Annotated in this window: 15 protein-coding genes and 1 rRNA gene; 2 read left to right on the forward strand and 14 right to left on the reverse strand. The window is 38.4% G+C overall.

The annotated features are described in order from the left end of the window. Positions 1-383: ribosomal RNA gene (locus FCI53_RS18655) — 16S ribosomal RNA — on the reverse strand; the annotation flags it as partial. Positions 384-889: 506 nt separating this feature from the next. Here FCI53_RS18655 and FCI53_RS18660 point away from each other — a divergent pair. Continuing rightward, positions 890-1624 (forward strand): phosphatase PAP2 family protein, encoded by a 735-nt coding sequence (locus tag FCI53_RS18660; protein WP_138420516.1) that lies wholly within the window; start codon positions 890-892, stop codon positions 1622-1624. A 59-nt stretch (positions 1625-1683) separates the two neighbouring features. Here the strand turns inward: FCI53_RS18660 and hemG are convergent, their stop codons facing one another. The 3 genes from hemG to FCI53_RS18675 form a co-directional block, all read right to left on the reverse strand. Next, positions 1684-3069 carry a protoporphyrinogen oxidase gene (hemG, locus tag FCI53_RS18665; RefSeq protein ID WP_138420517.1) on the reverse strand — a complete coding sequence of 462 codons (1386 nt, stop codon included), beginning with the start codon at positions 3067-3069 and terminating at the stop codon, positions 1684-1686. Between the two features lie 134 nt (positions 3070-3203). After that, a complete protein-coding gene (locus FCI53_RS18670) occupies positions 3204-4517 on the reverse strand; it encodes a hypothetical protein (protein WP_246050155.1) in 1314 nt (437 codons plus the stop codon). Further along, a complete protein-coding gene (locus FCI53_RS18675) occupies positions 4514-5581 on the reverse strand; it encodes a glycosyltransferase (RefSeq protein WP_138420518.1) in 1068 nt (355 codons plus the stop codon). The genes FCI53_RS18670 and FCI53_RS18675 overlap by 4 nt, the downstream gene beginning before the upstream one ends. A 236-nt stretch (positions 5582-5817) precedes the next feature. Here FCI53_RS18675 and FCI53_RS18680 point away from each other — a divergent pair, with 236 nt between their 5' ends. Beyond that, positions 5818-6846, forward strand: coding sequence for an NAD-dependent epimerase (locus tag FCI53_RS18680; protein ID WP_138420519.1), 1029 nt, complete (start codon positions 5818-5820; stop codon positions 6844-6846). A gap of 91 nt (positions 6847-6937) precedes the next feature. Here FCI53_RS18680 and FCI53_RS18685 read toward each other — a convergent pair whose 3' ends face one another. The 10 genes from FCI53_RS18685 to FCI53_RS18730 form a co-directional block, all read right to left on the reverse strand. Continuing rightward, positions 6938-7489, reverse strand: coding sequence for a CueP family metal-binding protein (locus FCI53_RS18685; protein ID WP_138420520.1), 552 nt, complete (start codon positions 7487-7489; stop codon positions 6938-6940). 643 nt (positions 7490-8132) lie between these two features. Next, a complete protein-coding gene (locus FCI53_RS18690) occupies positions 8133-12551 on the reverse strand; it encodes a coiled-coil domain-containing protein (protein ID WP_138420521.1) in 4419 nt (1472 codons plus the stop codon). Further along, a complete protein-coding gene (locus tag FCI53_RS18695) occupies positions 12535-13278 on the reverse strand; it encodes a DUF6063 family protein (protein WP_138420522.1) in 744 nt (247 codons plus the stop codon). Before FCI53_RS18695 ends, FCI53_RS18690 begins: the two co-directional genes overlap by 17 nt. After that, positions 13265-14779 carry a replicative DNA helicase gene (locus FCI53_RS18700; protein ID WP_138420523.1) on the reverse strand — a complete coding sequence of 505 codons (1515 nt, stop codon included), beginning with the start codon at positions 14777-14779 and terminating at the stop codon, positions 13265-13267. The genes FCI53_RS18695 and FCI53_RS18700 overlap by 14 nt, the downstream gene beginning before the upstream one ends. After that, complete coding sequence (locus FCI53_RS18705) at positions 14761-15777, reverse strand: Wadjet anti-phage system protein JetD domain-containing protein (RefSeq protein WP_138420543.1); 1017 nt, start codon at positions 15775-15777, stop codon at positions 14761-14763. Before FCI53_RS18705 ends, FCI53_RS18700 begins: the two co-directional genes overlap by 19 nt. Before the next feature lie 774 nt (positions 15778-16551). Beyond that, on the reverse strand, positions 16552-17214 hold the full coding sequence (locus FCI53_RS18710) for an alpha/beta hydrolase (RefSeq protein ID WP_138420524.1): 663 nt from the start codon (positions 17212-17214) through the stop codon (positions 16552-16554). A gap of 411 nt (positions 17215-17625) precedes the next feature. Further along, positions 17626-18501, reverse strand: a complete 876-nt coding sequence (locus FCI53_RS18715) for a fumarylacetoacetate hydrolase family protein (RefSeq protein ID WP_138420525.1) — start codon at positions 18499-18501, stop codon at positions 17626-17628. A gap of 35 nt (positions 18502-18536) precedes the next feature. Then, positions 18537-19541 carry a 4-hydroxy-2-oxovalerate aldolase gene (gene dmpG / locus FCI53_RS18720; protein ID WP_138420526.1) on the reverse strand — a complete coding sequence of 335 codons (1005 nt, stop codon included), beginning with the start codon at positions 19539-19541 and terminating at the stop codon, positions 18537-18539. A 1-nt stretch (position 19542) separates the two neighbouring features. Then, on the reverse strand, positions 19543-20424 hold the full coding sequence (locus FCI53_RS18725) for an acetaldehyde dehydrogenase (acetylating) (RefSeq protein WP_138420527.1): 882 nt from the start codon (positions 20422-20424) through the stop codon (positions 19543-19545). 15 nt (positions 20425-20439) lie between these two features. Then, positions 20440-21210, reverse strand: coding sequence for a 2-keto-4-pentenoate hydratase (locus FCI53_RS18730; protein ID WP_138420528.1), 771 nt, complete (start codon positions 21208-21210; stop codon positions 20440-20442). Between the last annotated feature and the right edge of the window lie 3 nt (positions 21211-21213).

The following is a 21213-nucleotide window of genomic DNA, read 5'->3' on the forward strand; positions in this document are numbered from 1 at the left end:
AGTCTGGGCCGTGTCTCAGTCCCAGTGTGGCCGATCACCCTCTCAGGTCGGCTACGCATCGTTGCCTTGGTAGGCCATTACCCTACCAACTAGCTAATGCGCCGCGGGCCCATCTGTAAGTGATAGCGGGGATGAAAGGAAACTTTCATCCTACCATCTTTCAACTTTCATTCATGTGAATAAAAGTATTATCTGGTATTAGCTCACGTTTCCGCGAGTTATCCCAATCTTACAGGCAGGTTGCCCACGTGTTACTCACCCGTCCGCCGCTCGTTCCACAAGCGCACACCCCGGAGGGTGATTACTTGCTTCCCGCGCTCGACTTGCATGTATTAGGCACGCCGCCAGCGTTCGTCCTGAGCCAAGATCAAACTCTCCATAACAGAAAGAGTATCTTTTACTCATACAAAAACTAGCTTTAAAAATTGATTTAGAGTAGTCCGTTCCAAACAATTGAAACGTCTTACCTAATCTGTTTCATACTGGTTGTTTTGTTCAGTTTTCAAAGATCAAATGTTTTGCGTCCTTTTTTAGCGACAAAAAATATTATATCAAATCGACATGTTCATGTCAATAAGTTTTTGATTTTCTTGCGCGTTTCGCGTTGTTCTCAAAAGCGACTCTAATAATATACCACATTACGAAAATTAAAGTCAACAACTTTTTCAAAAGTTGTTTCGCTGTGTTCGTCTCTCTGGATGAGAGATTTATAATATATCATGAATGATAATCCTCATCAACATTTATTTTAAGCCAATTTTTCCCAACAACAAACCTTCTTCTCCTTTCTAAATCAGTTTCATATTATAAGGAAAGATTTCAATAGAGGAATATCAAATTCAACTACGTTAAAAATAATAAACAGCTTTATGATTAAGGAGAAATATGAATGGATAAAAAACTAGTAAAAAAGTTAAGCATCCCGCTCACAGCATTAGTAATCGGACTAGCCATCATAAGTTTTTTCACCTATTTATTCGTTGAAATTGGTGAAGATTTTTTAGCAACAGAAATTGTGACCTTTGACAATACCATTATCAACTATCTAAAAACTATAGAAACGGATCGACTTGATCAAATCATGATCATTATTACTGAATTAGGATCTGTTTGGTTTTTAACAACCATGAGCCTATTCGTTATCCTGTTGCTTTGGTTTCGAGCAAAAGATAAATGGGGCATTGTTACCTTCATTATAGCCGTTGCTAGTGGTGGGATTTTAACAAAAGTGTTAAAAAACTATTATGATCGCGGTAGACCTTCGATAAACCCTGAAATTGATGCGGTTGGTTTCAGCTTTCCTAGTGGACATTCGATGGGGTCCCTCATTTTCTTCGGATTCGTTATTTATTTAGTCGCTAGAAGCAAGCGCTCCACCCTAATCAAATGGAGTTTCGCATTTTTTGCAACCGTACTTACTTTTTTAATCGGAATTAGCAGAGCTTATCTTGGCGCTCATTACCCCAGTGATGTACTAGCTGGATTCCTCGCAGGCGCAGTTTGGTTAACCCTTTGTATATTAGCTTTGGAATGGTCCGAATGGCGCACCAACTATCATATCCGGCCTTTCCAAACAATCAGACATTTGTTGGCACACCGATTCGGCAACCACCCTAACAAATAATTAACAAAAGCCCTATCCCTCTCATCGACAAAGATGAGGAGGATAGGGCTTTATTTAGTTTATAGGTTTTCAATCACTCTTTTCGCTGTTTCCTTCCCATTTTGCATACAATCAGGAATTCCAACACCATAATAAGAGCAACCTGCAAGCCAAACACCTGGATAATGTTCCGCTAATCCCTGTTCAAGTTGTTTTAGGTCGTTAGGGTGTGACAGCTGATAGTTTGGCATCATATCATTCCACTTACTTACTTCACCTGTAATTGGCTCTGTCACAATCCCAAATGCTTTGGTAACATCCTCTTGTGCCAAACCTATTAATTCTTGATCAGACATGTTCTTCATTGACTCGAAATTAGCAAGGCCGCTCTTATAAAACATGCGAACAAGTAGATTTCCGTCTGGTGATGTGTGCTTCCATTTCTTGCTTGTCCATGTACAGGCATTACATACAACGTCATTACTCGTTGCCGTTATAAAGCCTGTTCCTTCCCCTGGCAACACGGTATCAGGGATTGAATATCCTAAATAAACACTAATTAGAGAGCTACTTTTAAAGCGACTGTATAGATCAGAAAGATAAGATTCCGCAAATAACTTTTCTGCCTGCGCATGAGGAATCGCTAGAACAACGTGGTCTGCTTCGATAACTTCTCCATTCTGAAAAGTGACTACATACTTTCCCTTTTCTTTCTCGATACTTATTGCTCGATGTTCATAGCGACATTCCACATCACGAAGAGCATGTTCAAATCCATTTACAAGTGTGTGTAACCCTTCATCAAATGAGAAAAACTTTTTATCGGAACGACTAAGAAACTTTTCCTTATTTGCTTCTAACCCTTGGATAATACTTCCATATGTATTTTTATATTCAAGTAAATATGGGAGCGTGGACGCTATCGTTAAATCAGTTAATTTCCCTGCATAAACACCTGATAATACTGGAGCTATTTGTTTTTCAACCAGCTCCTTGCCAAGAAAATATTCTAAGAATTCGCCAATAGAGTCTTCTTCGGTGAAGGTCTCATTTTTCGTGTAAAGATCTGCTAAAGCAGTAACCTTGCCTTGATCAGATACGAGCGCACTACCTTCTAAAGATTTAACACTAGTCGGAATGCCAAACACAGCGTCTGCAGGAATTTGTTTTAATTCCCCATCCGTATATAAAAACGATGTTCCTGTTGTATTATAAGCAACCGCATCACGCAAACCGAGTTCATCTACATAGGCCAAGTCATTCATTTTTCTTGCCACTAATGAATCTGCTCCAGATTCGATCACAAATCCATCTTTTTTGACTGTACGTATTTTACCACCAAGTGAAGAACTTGCCTCGGCAAGTGTTAAATGAACTTCCGCTTGCTGCTGCTTTTTCCATTTTTGCAATTCATAGGCGGCCGTTAATCCAGTGACCCCTCCACCTAAAACTAAAATATTTTTCATGTATGTGCACCTCAATTTATATCTACTTATTTTGTATAAAAAGTGTACCATATCAAAAGAGGAACGGTAAGTGATATCAGGCACACCCCTTTTGAACATTTGTCCATCGCATGTACCTGATATCAGTTTTACTACTACTTCTTCTTAGACTTTTTCTTCTTTTTGCCCTTTTTCTTTTTTTCTTTTTTCTTATCTTTTTTCTTTTTCTTGTTTTTCTTTTTCTTTGTTTCCTGTTGCTCCTGTTGTTCCTGTTCTTCTAATGGAATCGGCTCTTTGGTCCACTCCTCGTATAATGTTCGTTCCATTTCTTTTACATGTTGTAAAAAGGTATCTAAAAATTGGCGTTCATGTAAGTTTTGCAATAGCTCGATTGGCCGATCCTGCTGACGGGTATAAGCATAGACATGGTCTACCATTTTGAAACCATTTGCTGTTACAAATACATGACGCAATGGGGCATCAATTAAAGTAAACCCAGCATTTTTTTGCGCTTTAAGAATAGCTAACAGTCGCTTCGACACCTCCCTTGATAACGTAGATTGCTTTTTTAAATAAGCGTTAAGGTCAGGACCTAACAGATATTCCATTACAACATAATGTTCAGACGTCTCATACACTTTAGGAAGAAAAGCTAAATGTTGATTGGATGTTAGTACCTCTTTTTCTTTTTGGGCATGCTCTGACTTGGGATAAAGTTTGACACATTTATCTTCCGCAATTCGATAAACTGCACCTTGGTGTCCTTTTCCAACAAGTGGAGCAGATGTAGCACTATCAACTTTAACAGCACTACCAGACCCTCCTGAGGATACAACAATGTTCCTATAATCGATATTATTTTTGTTATAGTACGCATCCCACTCTGCATACATATCTGGTTCTAGTCGCTTCACTTGGTCTAAAAAGGCATCTTTTAATAGAATAATATTTAAATCGCGTAATAATTTTAATGGAACGGGGTGTTGTCTTTTGAAGGAATTGACGTGGTCGATCACTTTTAAGTCCCCATTTTCAAGTACAAAGATATGGCGAAGTGGTGCATCAACCATCGTGAAGTTGGCTTGTTTTAGTTGCTTTAAAATATGCAGCAGTTTTTTTGTGATGGCTTCTGGTAAGTGGGTACTATTTTTCAAATAGTCTTTTAGATTTGGTCGAGCAAAATATTCCATAACGATATAATGTTCACCTGTCTCATACACCTTTGGAAAAAAATCAAACTGTTGTCCTGCTTTTAATGCTTCTTGTTCCATTTTCGCCTTTAAGGGATCAGGGTAAATTTTGACACACTTGTCATCAGATAACTGAAACACTGCACCTTGCGCCCCCATACCTACTAGCGGATAATTAGTTGGATTATCAATTTGTAGCGTTTTTTCCCCTTTCGTTACGCTAATCTTGTGCAAATCGGGAAACATACTTTTTTGTTTGTGTTTCTTCTTTTTACTCATGACGATCCCCCTAACAACTGATCATAAATTCTCGCTTGCTCCCTGAGTTGCTTACGTTGATCAAAATGTTGTTCCACCTTCTTGCGGGCATTTCTCGTATAATCTCTCCATAATGATCGATTTAACAGCATAAATTCCAGCGCCTCTGCTAGTTCATCCACATTGTTTTCTTGTACTAGAACACCATCTTTTTGATCTGTGATCAACTCAGGAATTCCTGCATGCGTCGTGGAAACTACCGGAATCCCTGTCGCCATCGCTTCTTTAAGCGTATTTGGGATTCCTTCCACATCTCCATTGGAAGCTTGCATACTTGCTGCAACAAATAAATCAGCTTGTTGCATTTTTTCATGGACAACTTTTTTGGGAACACTACTTAACAATTGGAACCGATCCCCTAATCGCAGTTCTGTCGCTAACTGTTGCAATTGTTCCTCCATCATGCCACTACCAATAATCGTGAGTTTAGCGTTCGGAAACGATTCGCTTATCTTTTTAAACGCCTTCATTAGAACATGATGGCCCTTCTTTTCTACTAATCGGCCCATTGTTAAAATATTTTGCGTAAACCTTCTACGATCGACTTCCCGATAGTTAAATTGCCTCAGGTCAACCCCACCATATAACACTTTTATTTTTTCAGGTGGACAGCCCCAATCGACCATCCGTTCAGCAAGATAATCACACACAGGCAAAAATAGATCGCCTTGGTCCACTAATTTCTTCATGCCTTCTTTATAGCCTACAGGTTGATCTGCCATTGTAGCATCACGTCCCCGGATACTGGTTAATAGTGGTAGATTTGTTTTTTGTTTAAATGGTAGTAGCAACATACCTAATTGCGCATGATGTGCATGCAGAAGTCGCACATCTTGCTGTTTCACAAATTCTTTTGGAGAAAATATCTCGTTCAGATAGTGGACTTTATCATTCAACAGGGACATATCTACCATATATTTCGGCTGTCGTACTAGATGAATATAATCATAACGAGGAACTTGGCGTATTTGGGGTACATATTGAGTTGGATCCACGCGTAGATTCAAATGCATTACTTTTGGCATGCTTCCTTCTCCTTTCCATAGAAAACGTTTCGTTACTTTGTAATCTATGCAAACAGTCCTAACCTGCGTGGACGAATAGGAACTGTCTTTTGCCTAAAATAGCTATTTTTTCCATTGTCTATCAATTCTCTTTATTGGCCTAGTTTTCTTTTCAATAGGTCCTAACCCTTACACTTTCAAGTTTAATTGAATTGATAGTAAAGAAAGAAACACTCTTGACGGGAAGGAGGAAGACTGTGGCACAACCAACCATTCTTATAACTGGTGTAGCTGGATTTATAGGTTATCATCTAGCAAATCGACTATTAACACTTGGATATTCCGTAATAGGCATCGATAATTTGAATGATTACTACGACGCAAACTTGAAACGATCACGCCTGAATCAACTACTAAATAAGGAGCGTTTTAACTTCTATAAAGTAGACATAGCCAATTATCATCAATTAAATTCCATTTTCAAAAAACATGATAGCTCCATTGTCATCCATCTTGCAGCACAAGCGGGGGTCCGTTATAGTCTAGAACACCCCTTTGCCTATGTGGATTCTAATTTGGTAGGGTTTGCCAATATTTTAGAAGTATGTAGACAACATAAAAGTGAGCATCTCATTTATGCTTCTTCCAGTTCTGTCTATGGCGCAAATCGCAAATTGCCGTTCTCAACTACGGATTCCGTTGATCATCCAGTAAGTCTATATGCCGCCACAAAAAAAGCAAATGAGCTAATGGCGCATACGTATAGTCATTTATTCCATCTCCCAACAACCGGGTTACGCTTTTTCACCGTTTACGGTCCTTGGGGACGACCAGATATGGCCTATTATGCTTTTACCAAGCGAATAATGGAAAACAAGGAAATCGAGGTATTTAATAATGGGGATATGAAAAGAGATTTCACCTATATTGATGATATTGTCGATGGGATCATTCAAATATTGGACTATCCGCCAAAACAAAGTCCATCCCACAAGAGAGAGAAATCGAATTCTAGCTTCAGTAATGCACCATACACCATTTATAATATCGGCCATAATCAACCGGTCCATTTAATGGATTTCATTGCGACTTTGGAGAAATTACTTGGAAAAAAAGCAAATCTAACATTCCTACCCATGCAACCAGGTGATATGAAAGAGACCTACGCAGATATTGACGACCTACAAGCCGATTTTGGCTTTTCACCACGCACCCCACTTAAACAAGGATTAGCTAAATTCGTTAACTGGTATAAAACCTATTATAGGGAAGATAGCAATGACTAAAAAGCTCATGGAAGGTATTTATCACGATTCATGTAAAAAGCCGAAATCAACCTATGATTTCGGCTTTTTCTCCCTCCAATGATGCCTTTTCTTAAGCGCTTTGTGCGTCTTCCAATTGCATGGTGGTAATACAAGTATTATCATTTTCGAATGTAGTGATTTCTGATTCTGTCACTTTATCGTCATGTGCGATCGTAACTTGATAGTTTTTGTCGCGTTCTAACCACAAATCAATGAATCCATTTGCAAGAGATTCTACTTCTTGATCCATCACCGTATCCCCTTCGTCATCTACGATCGTGACATGGAACGTTTCGTTTGCTAATTCTCCTTGGCATCCTGTTAAACTATGGACAGCACATGGATGGGTTGTCTCCTCATAAGGTGCAATCGAAACAAAAAATTCATCTTCAGGTAAATCATATGCTTCCTGACTTTCATCCTCATTCGTTACAACCAGTTGTTCCGAAGTAATCGAAGCCGATTGATCAGTGATATTGCCAATACTATAATCATGTACAAGTTGTTTAATATCTTCGGTTTCTTTTACATTCGCTTGCTGATCCTGAGGTCCAGACATCATCACTATGGTCACTATTGCCACAACAACAATTCCTACCAATGTTATAATTTTCACTTTCATCATGCCAGCTCCTATCTTTTCTACTTATTCTATTATTCCATCGCTACATTTAAAATCTTTTTTATTGAACATTTATATCATATCATAAAACTATTCGGTAGAAGACGATATTTATATGACAATCCAGTTATTTTTTCCACTGATTTTGAACCTGTCACTTCTTATCTCCAGTCCTTTCAATCGTTAGAACAAAACTGTCTAAGAATCAATATATAATTAAGTACTAGTTAGCGGTATAATTGAATTGCTTTAGGAGGTAAAAAAATGAAATTTAATACAAATCAAACCTTACAGGTGATTAAAGAACTCAGTGACAATATGGAAGCCAAATTTGAACAAATCGATAAACGGTTCGAACAGGTGGACTAGCGGTTCGATCGCATAGAGAATCGATTGAGCAAAATTGACAAACGTTTAGAAACAGTAGAAAAAAATACAGATTTTTTATACGAGGAAGTAGGAACCAATTCAATTAAAATTAGACAACTAACGAAACAATAACAAAATTAATTACTTCCTATGACACTTACTAATTCCTACCGATAAATACTCCCTTATAACAAAACAACCAGGTACAACTTGGAAGCTTTTCTCCTACGCTGTACCTGTTATCTTTATAGCTAGATAGCGACGAACACGACTCTTACTCAAACAACTGCATCTGTTCTGTCTCTCCTAATCGGTCAATTGTTGCTGGTTCATGATCTTGGAAATAAGCATGATGGAGCCACTTTTCTTTTGTCATCACTTTTTTGCTTGTATCATGAGATGATCTTAGGCGACAACTGTAGATAATAGGAAAATAATCTTGTAAGAACTTCCCTTCTGCATGTGCCGTTAGGGCAATAATTTGGAACCCTAGTTGTTCTGCAACAAAAAATACAGGACTTAACACATGGTCACTTGATGCTTTTCCAAATGGGTTATCCAGTATAACAGAACGGTGACGCTTCATAGTTGCATGGATATGTTGCTTTTTCTCCGCTACATAATTCAGTATACCTAAGAACAGTGTCATGTTCTTACTCCATTTTTCTCCTCCAGACCAAACATTGCTTTGTTCCCAAGAATAGGAGCGGGATGTCACTTTATTATCATTGGTTACTTTACGACAGTTTACCTTCATTACTTCATTATTCATCACATTTTGCAACAACTGTTTGGATTGAAGCCACATTTCGATTTTCTTTCTCACTTTCCCATCATCTTGTGCTCCTTGGTCATCTAAAAATTGATCGGATTCTAATTGTTGCAAAATCCATTCCACATAATTCCTGATTCTCGTCTTTCCTTCTTCCTCTTCCCATTCTGGAATAGAAAACGTAAAGATTTGCTTCCAATCATCTGCTACTTTCACTTTCGTTTTCGTTGGAATTTGTTTTAATTCTTCCACAAGTGTTTGTAAATGAGAATGAATTTGATTAATAAACAACTGCAAGTCCTCATCACTTTTACGAATATGTTCATTTGCATAATTTGAGATTTGCTCAATTCGCTTAAACATATTTTGCTTAAATTCGATCACATCGTGGTAAGTATGTTTACTTTCCACACCATTTACAGCCATTTGTTGTAGTTTAATATCGGATATTTCGTTACGACAAAAGTCGCGAAATAGGCTTTGTGCGCGTTCAACTTGCTTGCGCTCTTGCACAACCGCTTGTTTATTGCTTTTCATCTGCTCTGTAATCGATTGAACGAAATGTTTTCGATTATACGAAAAATCCATTACCTGTTCTTCTGTTAACGTCAGTTGTTGAATATCTGGTGCATTAAAATGATGTCCTTCAATAAATAATTCCAACTCACGTTCAGCTGCTTCAATGCTTGTCAGTTCTTTTTTTGTAGTAGAAAGTTGTTGATCAAGAAAAACTTTTCGTTCAGATAGTTTTTCCTGTTGTTTTTGTAACTGATCCGCTATTTGTTTTGGCGACTCATCAAATTCCACTATCTCTTTTCCAGGAAAACGATCATGAAAATGGTCTACTTTTGCTTGCCATTTCCCACGTTGTTGTTCCTTAAGCACCGATTGTTGTTGTACGTGTTTATCTAACGATTCAAGCTCTTCTTTTCCTTGCTTAATCTTATCCCATAACTGATTCATAAACCGGAAACCGTCAGACGGAAACGTACGATGCTCATCTAAATAGCTAGGAAATTGTTGACGTAGATCGGCCATTTGGTTGTTAAAATTTTCGATCTGTTCATCGGCAGCATCACGTTTTGCTAGCCACTCCCCCCGGGTGACGGTAATACGGTCCATCTTTCGCTCAAGATCATGGATTTTAGCTTTGATAACTTGTTTGCTTTCATCGGAAAAAATCGGCGTAAGTGATTGGACCTGTTGGTAATCATCCTGAAAATAAATAACTTGAATATTATTTTCCAGTGTATTTACCCGATCATCCAGTGCTGTTTTTTCATCTGTAAAGAAAGCTAAGTCTTTGTCTACTTTAGAGATATCACGATTTACTTGTCGCAATGTCGAGGAAAGGGATTGTTTCTTTTCCTTCTCTGCTGTAACTTCTTTCTCGTAAGAAAGATATTGTTGAGCTTTATCCATTTGTACGTGTAACCCTTGGAGCTCATTTTCATAGTTACTTACCGTTGTTCGCAATGATCCTACCGTCGTACGGGTTTCACGGATAAATGTTTTTTCTTTGCTATGTTTATAGGATAGGTCCTCTTTTTGATTCCTTAAATCGGATAGTTCTTGCTGTAATGCCGTATATTTGTCATAAGGATAGTTCTGAATAAATTGATTAAACTGTTTCCAACCATCCTCACAACGTGTGATTTCTTGTTCCTTTTGTTCCCGTTTTGTTGTTGTTTCAGCTGCGTCAACCTTAATCGACTGCTGCCACTCTCGAAACACATCGACATGTAAATTATCTGCCCAGTGATCTGGCGCAATCCAAGTTTCTTGCTGTCTTTCGTCTAGTGTTAAGGCTTCTTCTGTTGTTACTATTGTAATTGGATATTGCAAACGATCAGAAACATGTTCAAGCTTTGATAGCAGTTGAGGTTTTGACTTCGTTGTTGTCACTAACGTTAAAGGCCATAACAAAAACTGTTTTTTCTCCTCACGCGTTTCCCGATCCAACGATTGTAAATATTCTGATCCTGTTACGAGATAGTCCAATTGATTTTTCCATTTCGCAACCTGTTGTTCGATAAACGTATCTCCGAAAAACAAATCCTGCGTTCCATAATCATCGACAAAACGATAGGAAAGTCGTTCACGATACAATAGCGTATTCCGCTCTTTTTTGAGCTTGTCAATTTGTTCGATTATCCGTGTTTCAATCGATTGCTGTGATGTGTAAATGCCTTCTAGTGTTTGCCATTGTGGCCGTAAATCGACGAGTTGTTCTATTAACCTATGTTGGACTTGATCGATTTCTGCTAGTTGATAAGAAGTGCGATCGATTTTCATTTCTACATTCGTTTGCTGTGTTGTTAAGTCTTCCATTCGTGTTTCTGCCGCTTCTACTTCCTGCTCGAACTGCTTAATCTGTTGGTTTACGTTAATGATTTCTTGATCTAAATACTGACTACGCGTTTGCCACTTTGCTAATACTTCTCTAACATGCTCTTGATCTGGATTAGCTAATATTTGTTGCGCTAACCTCTGCATATCATTCGATCTTGCCCCAATCATTGCTTCGATTCCTGAAAGTTGTTCACCTAATTGTCGTGCACGTTCGAGCAACTGTTGTTTCGTAGCATGTACTTTTTCCATCTGATCCACAATCGGGTTTCGTTGATAGATGGCTGCTTGCTTATCTTTTTCGATTTGTTCCATTTGTTGATGATAATAACCGAGTAATTTTTGGTTTGTCTCTTGCAAATCATCTTCAAGGTTTGTCAGTTCTTCTGTTTGTTCAAGCTTTGCTAATTCATTTTCAACCCATTGTAATTGCGCTTGTTGTTCCAGTTCATCGCGTTTTAATTGTGCTAGTTTTAACGAATAATAATCCGTTTGCTGTTGCTCAAGTATGTCTTCCGTTTCCGTATACATAGCTAAGACTTGTTTATAATCTTCCTCCATTTGCTGAAGTGTTGTCTTTTCCACATAAATATCATAAGCACTGGATTGGATCGCGTAGTTTTCATGATCTGTTTCCCATGTCACTACCTTTTGTTCGATTTCTTGTAGTTGATCTGTCGTTTGTTTTTTTTGCTTACGTATTTCTTCCCAAACACCTTTTGCTCGTTGTTTGGTGTCTAGATAGTTTAACTCCTTGTTATGAAGTTCTTGATATGTTGCGACATAGGCATCTAATTGTTGTTGTATCCTTTTATTTTCTTCGATCGTTGCTTTCAATTTCTTATAGTTTTTAAAACTTGTATGCTGCTTTTCAAACATATCGACAAACATCGTTGCATCATGACCTACGATCGCATCTTCTACTGTCGGAATTAATAAACGATCAAATAATTGGTTCGTGCTTTTACAGTCATCAAAGAACGCTTCCACGCCACCTTCTGTACTATTAATCTTGACAATACTATCCCATTCACCAGCAATAATATGGTACTGTTGTTCAAGAAAAGCCCGATAGGCTTTAATCGTATTAAATTGATGGGCAAAGATCGATGATTTCTCACGCATCGCGCTATAGTAATCTTGCATTTCTCCGCGCTCTGCTGGACGTTTGCCATCCTTTCCTTCACGGACAAATGGAATTCCCTCCATACCATCTGCATCCCCTGCATCATATTCATACACATAACGCAAGGACTCAATCCCTTGTTTCGTCACATAAAGGGTAACCGACGTTACGACATACCGGCGCGGGTTGTCGTGAATGATCCATTCGATCGCAATATGGGCTGGCGCATTTTCCAATTGTAACGTGTTCTTGATTTTGCGATCGGCTAATTCTGCATGAGGAATGACTGCTTGCAAGGCTGTTTGGATTAACACTGTCTTCCCGCCACCATTTTCAAGCAAAATCGCGCCATTATGCCCTTCAAATAAAAACAGTTCATCATTATACCTTTTGTTGCCTTCTTCATACACAACATTTGTTAAACGAATTTTACTGATCGATGGCATGTTCATCCCCCTTATCAAATCCGTAAATGAATTCAAATATCCCTTTATTGTATTCCACTTCCATAAAGAAACGCTGGACAATCGTTTTTGCTTTTTCCGTAATCGTTACCTCATTGTTCCCTATCTCTTGTACGAGTCCTTGATCCTGTAAAAACTTTTTGACCGTATCAATAAAACTCAAGCGACTAATCGTATTACCTGTTTGTTTTTTAGCCGTTTCTTTTACATCGTTCATGTCCTCCCACTTATCTATGATAAGTCGCCAATTATAGGAAAACTCTTTTTCTAGTTCCTTTAATGTTTCTAAATCATGTGTTTTTAATTGGTCGATACGTTCTTGAATAAAAGTTATCCATTCATCTAACCGCAGAAACTGTCTTGTTGGTTCTTGGCTCTGATAGGTATCATAGAATGTGCCGAATAAAATAATACTAGCAAAATATAATAAATAGATATCCCCATTCGTTGCACTTGAGCGCAAGTAATGTCGTTTGATCCAATCGTTACTCACATGGAACGGAGAGAGTCTCGTCTTTGGAACTAAAAACATTTGCTCACTCGTTGTCACAATCACCCCATCTACTTCACTAGCAAACATTTCTAAAAGTCCACGAATCGCATCATCTGCACGATATTGTTGTACCGTTTCCACATCCGCTACCCCGTCTCGTGCAAGTGTCGTATAGATTTGAAATGCTTTCATGATCGTTTGTTCAGGATAATTCATTTGCTTCTCCCTCCAATTGGATCGTCATGTCTTGAATGGTAAACCGGTCTGTGCGCTGGATGACACCAGTTGTTTCAGTAACAATTAAGGTTTGACCTTCTAATAATGTAAGTGCTTCTCCTAACAATGTTTGCGCTCCGTCCTCTTCCACTTGCCCTTGAATAATTGGTGATCGTTGATGCAAAATCAACCAAAAATCATAAAAAGACCGTTGTTGATACAAGTCAGCTTGTCCAGATTCTTGTAAATAGTCCATAAAAGTGGATAATGTTTCCCCTTGATTTGCTTCCACTGCACGCAAAAATTGCTTCATGTAGACTGTGTACATTTCCATTAACGCTTTACGATAAGGATCCTCTTGTCCCTCAGTATCTACTTCATAAAAATTTTGCTGTTCTGCCTGCGGACGTTCCTCGGTAATATTTTGTTCTGCAAAAAGGGTTAATGGCGACCATACTTGATTTTGTTCTACTTTTAAAAAGGGGTGAAGTACACCTTTCATCGCTTCGATTGGCAATGGATTGGAAACAACTTGTGACACGATATCTTGGTCAAAATTAAATGATTGAATGCCTGTATAATAAAGCGATTCCTGTGCTGTAATTAACGTAGTATTCTTCAAGGCGATCGTTTGCTCTAGCAATCTCGAATGTTCGTAATGAACAGACTCTAGTTCACTTGTTATTTGTAGGATTAGTTGGTAAGTTCTCGCTTCTTTTTTATGTATATCCTTTGAATAGAGTCGTTCCCTAGTTTCCTTGACGAATTGCCGGAGTTCCTTAAACTCTTCGTCTTCTCTTGTCAAACGTCCGTAAATATCTTCGAGTAACTGTTTATAACGCTCAAAAGTTTCCTCTGACACAATGCTTCGTTGAATTTCATGTTTCAATTTGTTCATTCGTTCCTGCAAGCTTTCCACATCAATGTGCATTTCATTAATTTGTCGTAATGCTCCATTGAATTCGCCTTTATCCAATTGTTTACGAAGCATCAATTGATTAATCGATAATTGAAACTCGCTATAAAACTCTTTGGTAGCAAAAACAAGTTCCAATCCATCCTCATCCAAGGTGTAATACTGTGTATTCGTCTCGAGATCAAAATCATTTGCTCGTAAAATTGAGTAATCGAGTACCTCTTCCATACTTGTTTCCCAATTGTAGAACGGGTAACTTCTTTTCTTCCCTGTTGTCGGACGAAATACTTCGATAATCGTCCTCGCAAGTCGCTGATAATCAGAACGGTCCAATTGATACTGTTCAGCCGTTAATTGTTGCAAAAAGGCTGCTAATTCCTGTATCCCTGTCCGGTACTGACGCATTAATTTTTGTTCAAAGAAAAACAGCAACGTTAATAGTCCTAACCCTTTCATGTCCACTTTGGATTTGTTTCGATCTACTTCACGTTTACGGTCTAAATCAAACAATGGATCAAACAAGGCAAGTCGTCTTATTCGTTCTCGATACCCATTTGTTATGTCTGTTAGATCAAACTTGTCCAATCCGACTCCCTCCAAATCTGTTGCAGTTCCTTCGTTTTTAATGTTTCTTGCGGATGATACATCCCGTCATCTATTAGTGCTTGAATAGTCTGTTGCTCTTCTGCTTTGGAGAAATAGGATAGAAAGTTCTGCAACGCTTGTAGGTTCTCTTGTTGGTAGACTTTTCCTTTGGCAGGTGTCTTTTGCAAACAGGCAAGATAAAATGGTAACGCCGGGAGAGCAGACTGCTTATGATGAAAGTGATGCCAAATCGCTATTCCTTCTTTATCTAAATCACCAAAATAAAAGAAATGATGACTTGCCTTGACTGGATACTGCATCGAAAATTGTTCGATACTTTTAATAACCGCTTTTCCACTGCCGTAAATTAAGGTCGAAAACATAGTATCAGGTAATGCTGGAAGTAATCCTTGGTAGGTTGTCTTATTCTCAACTACTAAGTGGTATTGGTCTGCTACCTGCATCTTGTAAGGATTAACCGCGAACATTAACGGTTCAGAAACTGGTATAATCTTTAGCGCATCAAATAACTTTATCCTTTCTAATACCTCCTTGCCACCTTTTTCTACTATCCACTTTTCATCGCCTGCAAGTTGATAGCTTCTTTCTGGTGCAGGAACCGGCTCAATCGGAAGTCCTTCTGTCCTTAGATAGTTATCGATCATCGATAAAAATACGAGATCGTTCTGAAAAACGGCGGGATCCTTGCTATAGTAATCATCCAAATCTATCAAAGGATGTAACGTCGTACGATAGGATTGCAATTGTTTATGGTAATCTTCCATTAGTAAACTTTTATTAATTCGATACTGAAAGGCTAGTGATGGGGTCCGATTATTTCGTCCTTTAGCCTTTACCATTGATAGAACCTTATCTTCTTCTAATTGTATTATTCGTTGTGCAAAATCTTCGTATGTATGTAAAGGTGGTTCTATTAATTGTTCTAGTTCAGATAAAGCAATTGTTTTTCTACGAAATGTAGCTAGCTGTTTCTTCATTGTTTCCAACTGACACACTCCTAAACATTTCAACTTTCATTCTATTATACTAGATTTTGTCAGGTCGAAAACAGTAGAAAAATAAGGAATGTGAATTTGTGGTGATGTGTAAAATACAAGTGGCTTTCGAATAGGGAAGAATTACGTAGGAAGGGCTTTTATAGAAGGTGGTCTTCCCATATTAGCTGTTGATAGCTATGACATTGGCAGTTGATTAGGAAAAAGAATAGATTTAAGAGGCAAACCCACCACTTGTAAAAGTCTTCACATAAATTCCTAACTAATTCAGTCTGCCATCAATTTCCTCAATTAATGAATTTCCTCTTCCTCCCAAAGGTTTATAATATCTTACTTTGAAAAAACGTTGATTCATTTCATCTTGGCTGGATTAACTTTCCATCCAAATAAGCATTCGTAAAAATTCTTTCATTATTAATCATGTGGGACATAGTCACTTGAGTCTTCTCGATCGAGCGATGAACAAACATATTGACCACATCCTTATCAAATAGAATGGGTATTGTAACCTAGTAGATTTTCTACTATTATTATAACATCACCAACCAAAAGAACAAGTGTTCGTTATTGTTTTTTTGTGACTATTTAAAGACAATGGCGTTAAGCCGAGTAGTTAGATGTGGTTGACGCTAGGAGATAAAGTAAAAACAAAAAGCGTGATACACTCGCAAATTTGTGATCACGCATATACATTTTTGTTTCATTCTGTTTTCTCTTCAGCTATGTGCACATAGTCCACAAATTTTTTGAAGATGTTTATCCATTTTTTGTCTGCATGTTTCGATTCAAGTCTAGTAGCCATTGGATAGCATCTTGTTTATTCACTTCTCCAATTTCATGTCCTGTTGGATAAGTTTGGTAGGAAACAGTTGCTCCTGCTTGACGAAAGATAGATTCGTTCTCACGCCCAACTTTTGGTGGAAAAATGGTATCCTCCCTTCCATCTATAAGAAAAACGTTTAAATGTTCGACCGATTGAACCTGATAGGTATCTTTAAGAAATGTTGGTACATAGCCATTCATCGAGACAATGCCGCGGATGCGTTCCCCTAGCACAAATGCTAAAGAATTGGAAAGAATTGCCCCTTGACTAAATCCCGCTAAATAAACATGATCCTGATCAACTGGATATTCTTCGAGTACATCTTCAATAAAACGTTGCAGATCTTTCATACTTTCCTTAAACTGGTCCATATCCGGCTTGCCATAATCCTCCAAATAATAATAAGCAAATCCTTTATTGTATGAAAGGTTACCTCTAGGTGCAACTAATATGTATTCATCCGTCACGCCATCAAACACATCCATCATGTGCTTCTCACTATACCCTATTCCATGCATCGCAATTAAAAGCGGATATTTTTTATCCTCTTTGATCCGACTAGGTAACTTTACTTGATAATAAAAAACAGTCTGCAAACTAAACCATCCTTTCGTTTATTGTTATACCTATGTGCAATCATGAAGTTTTTAGTACGCATAAGCTGTCTTATGTGCAATATTGTTTTGTCATGATAACGTGTATTTAGAGCTTTTTTCTCGATAGCACGTATTTAAAGCTTTTTTACATTATTGAATACTTTTCCCTAGACCTTGCTTATTTACAGCTTTTTCTTACATCACCCTGCGCTTTTTCTCTAGATCTTGCGCATTTACGGTTTTTTCTTACGTTATTCAACACTCTTTCCCTTGATTCCGTGTATTTTGAAAATCACTGTACTTTAATCAATAATTTGCTGCTTCAGCTTAAAGAGCCTTTCCTCCCCAAATAATGTAGTAAACAAAAAAGCTATCAGAATAAACCTTTCATCCTGATAACTTTTTCGTCCTTTAGATTAACGTGTTTTTTAATGTTCCGACATTCTCGATAAAAACTTCAACCTCATCACCGGATTGTAGCCACACTTGTTCTTCTTCCGAATAGCCTAGTATGACTCCTTCTGGTGTACCAGTAAAAATGACATCACCAGGTTTCAACGTCATATATTGAGAAATATAGCTAATCAATGACGAACAATTAAATATCATATATTTAGTATTACTTGATTGGCGTTTTTCTCCATTTACCTTACATTCAATAGCCAAACCAGATGGATCAACCTCATCTGCTGTTACCAAGTAAGGCCCAATCGGTGCGAAATGATCGAGCGTTTTTCCTATCAACCATTGGCCAGACTTTAACTGAAGGTCCCGGGCTGACAGGTCGTTTCCAACACTGTAACCAAATACATAGGACAATGCCTCTTCTTCCGTTACATCTTTTGCTTCCTCCCCAATCACAATGACTAACTCTGCTTCATAATCAAATTTCTCCGCAACATTAGGTAATGAAATTTCTTGATTGTGACTAGCTAGTGTATTATTAAATTTGCTAAATAAAACAGGTGAACTAGGAAGCTCCATTTTCGATTCTTCAACATGAGATTGATAGTTTAAGCCAACACAAACGATTTTCTCAGGATTGCTGACAACAGGTTGATACTCCAATTCTTTTTCTTGTAAAAAGAGCGATGACAAATCCTGTGCAGCTTCTATTAATTTACCAAGTGCTTTCGTTCCTTCGTCACCAGCTAAGATTACATCCTGAATAGCAGTTGGTGCGGCTACATTCAACCGAGAAGATGCTTCTTTAACGTCAAGAACACCCCGATCCGTCTTTACCCCTAACCGAACCTCATCATTTAAAATAAACTGTAATAGTTTCAATGATTTCTACCCCTTCTTTTCCTCGATTGCTTTCGTTACGCTTTCTCTAACTGGGCTGCCACTTCATAGATTAGGTCTTCCTGCCCACCGACAGCTTGCATTTTCCCAAGTTCTACTAAAATATCTCTTTCATCAATGCCAAATTTATTTGCTGCTTTTTCTGTGTGAAGTAGGAAGCTGGAATATACGCCAGAATAACCCATGATTAAACTTGTGCCAGTCACTTCCTGTGGACGTGGCATAAATTTGGCAACCACATCATTGGCAACATCTAAAATTTTATAAAGGTCGATGCCTGTATTATAACCCAATTTTTCAAGAACAGCAGCCATTACTTCTGTTTGCGTATTTCCACTTCCTGCTCCTAATGCACGTAAACTACCATCAATATACGTTGCACCTGCTTCAACTGCAGCTAGCGTGTTCGCCATCGCCATCGACAAGTTATTATGTCCATGAAATCCTACTTCACAATCAAGTTCATTTTTTAGTGCGGTAATTCTTTCGGTCACTTCATGTGGTAGAAGCGCACCAGCTGAGTCGGTTACATACACCACTTCTGCTCCATAGCTTTCAAATAATTTTGCTTGTTCGACAAGCTTTTCAATTGGTACCATATGGGCCATCATTAAGAAGCCAACTGTTTTTAATCCCAGTTCACGGCCCATCTCAATATGCTGCTTCGCTACATCGGCTTCTGTCACATGGGTTGCGACCCGTACCATGTTTGCACCTGCTTTGACAGCTTCATTTAAATCCTTCTTTGTGCCGATTCCAGGCAGCAGCAAAACAGAAATGTTTGCCCTACTGCATTCCGCTGCTGCCGTTTCAATTAATTCCAGTTCATTTACTTTGGATAGCCCATATTGAAGAGAAGAGCCACCTAACCCATCTCCATGTGATACTTCAAAATAGTTCACACCAGCCTGGTCCAGTCCTCTAGCTGTTTCTCTTACTTGTTCTTTTGTAAATGCATGTCTCATCGAATGACTTCCATCTCGAAGTGTAACGTCTACGATTTCAAAACTACGGTTTGTCATCTTATTTCACTCCTTCTTGCGCACGTTGTTTTGCTAATTCATTCGCTACCCTTGTTGCCGCGGCTGTCATGATATCTAGATTACCGGAATAAGTCGGGAAAAAGTCACCAGCACCTTCTACCTCAATAAAAATGGAAATATCTTTTCCAGAAAATTGCGGTTCTGTATTCATTCTGTAACCTGGTACATAGGTTTGTACTTCTTTCACCATGTCATGGATAGATTGAACGATTTCTTCTTCTTTTCCTGTTTCTTCTACTGTTACATGGATTGTATCACGCATAATCACTGGTGGCTCAGCAGGGTTTAGGATAATAATTGCTTTCCCTTTGTTGGCTCCACCGACTTGTTCAATCGCATTGGCTGTTGTTTGGGTAAATTCATCAATATTTGCTCGTGTTCCAGGACCAGCACTCCTGCTGGAAATGGTGGCAACGATCTCTGCATAGGAAACAGAGGAAACACGATTGATCGCATGAATCATTGGGATCGTTGCTTGCCCACCACACGTAACTAAGTTCACATTTGGTTCATTTTTTAATTGATCCAAATTTGCTGGTGGTACAACGAAAGGTCCAATCGCAGCTGGTGTTAAATCAAGTACTTGTTTTCCAATTGCAGTCAGTAAATCATTATGTTTTTGATGAATTTTCGCGGATGTTGCGTCAAAAACGATGTCAAATTGATCTGGATGTTCTAACAGGCCATCCACACTCTTGGTTGTGGTGAGGTACCCGCGTTCCTTTGCCCGATGTAACCCTTCTGAATCAGGATCTATCCCCGCCATCATCGTTAATTCAAGCTGATCGGATCGTTCAATTTTATACATTAAATCGGTTCCAATGTTTCCCGAACCAAGAATTGCAACTTTACATCTTGACATAAATAATCCTCCTTATCATTTAAATGTGGCTGACACCGTTCCAAGCTTTTCAAATTCAGCAATAAAATGGTCACCTGCTTCGATTGGTACGGCCTTTGCTAACGCTCCTGCTAAAATCACTTCGCCTGGGTCAAGGGAAATATCGTAAGAACCAACCTCATTTGCTAGCCACGCAACTGCTTCAATTGGATTTCCCATAACAGCCGATCCATAGGCAGAATCAAACCATTCATCGTTTTTATACAACGTCATTTTCACTTCTGGCAGCTCTAGTTCAGTTAATGCTTTGGCGTCCTTTCCAATAATGGCACCAGCTGATGAGCCGTTATCAGCAACCGTGTCTTCAAAATTAATTTTCCAATCTCGAATCCGGCTGTCAATAATTTCAACAGCTGGTACCACATAATCCGTTGCTCTGGCAACATCTTCAGTGGTTACTCCTGGACCTTTCAGTTTTTCTTTTAAAACAAAGCCAATTTCAAATTCTACTTTTGGTTGAATAAATTCTCCGATAGAGATCGCCGTATCTTCTTTATACATCATCGTATCAAGCAGATGGCCATAATCTGGAATCGATACGCCTAACATGTCTTGCATCGCTTTACTCGTTAAGCCAATTTTCTTACCGACCACGTTGGCACCATTTTTTATCTTGTCATCGATAATCCCTAACTGGATTTGGTAAGCTTTGTCTTTTGTTATTTCTTCTCGAGATGTAAACGGTTCAATCGTTTGTTTTGTTTTTTCTACTTCAATTAGTGCTTGAACTGCTTTATTTATGTCCATTGA

The sequence above is a fragment of the Aquibacillus sediminis genome (genome assembly GCF_005870085.1).
GTDB classification, from domain to species: domain Bacteria; phylum Bacillota; class Bacilli; order Bacillales; family Amphibacillaceae; genus Aquibacillus_E; species Aquibacillus_E sediminis.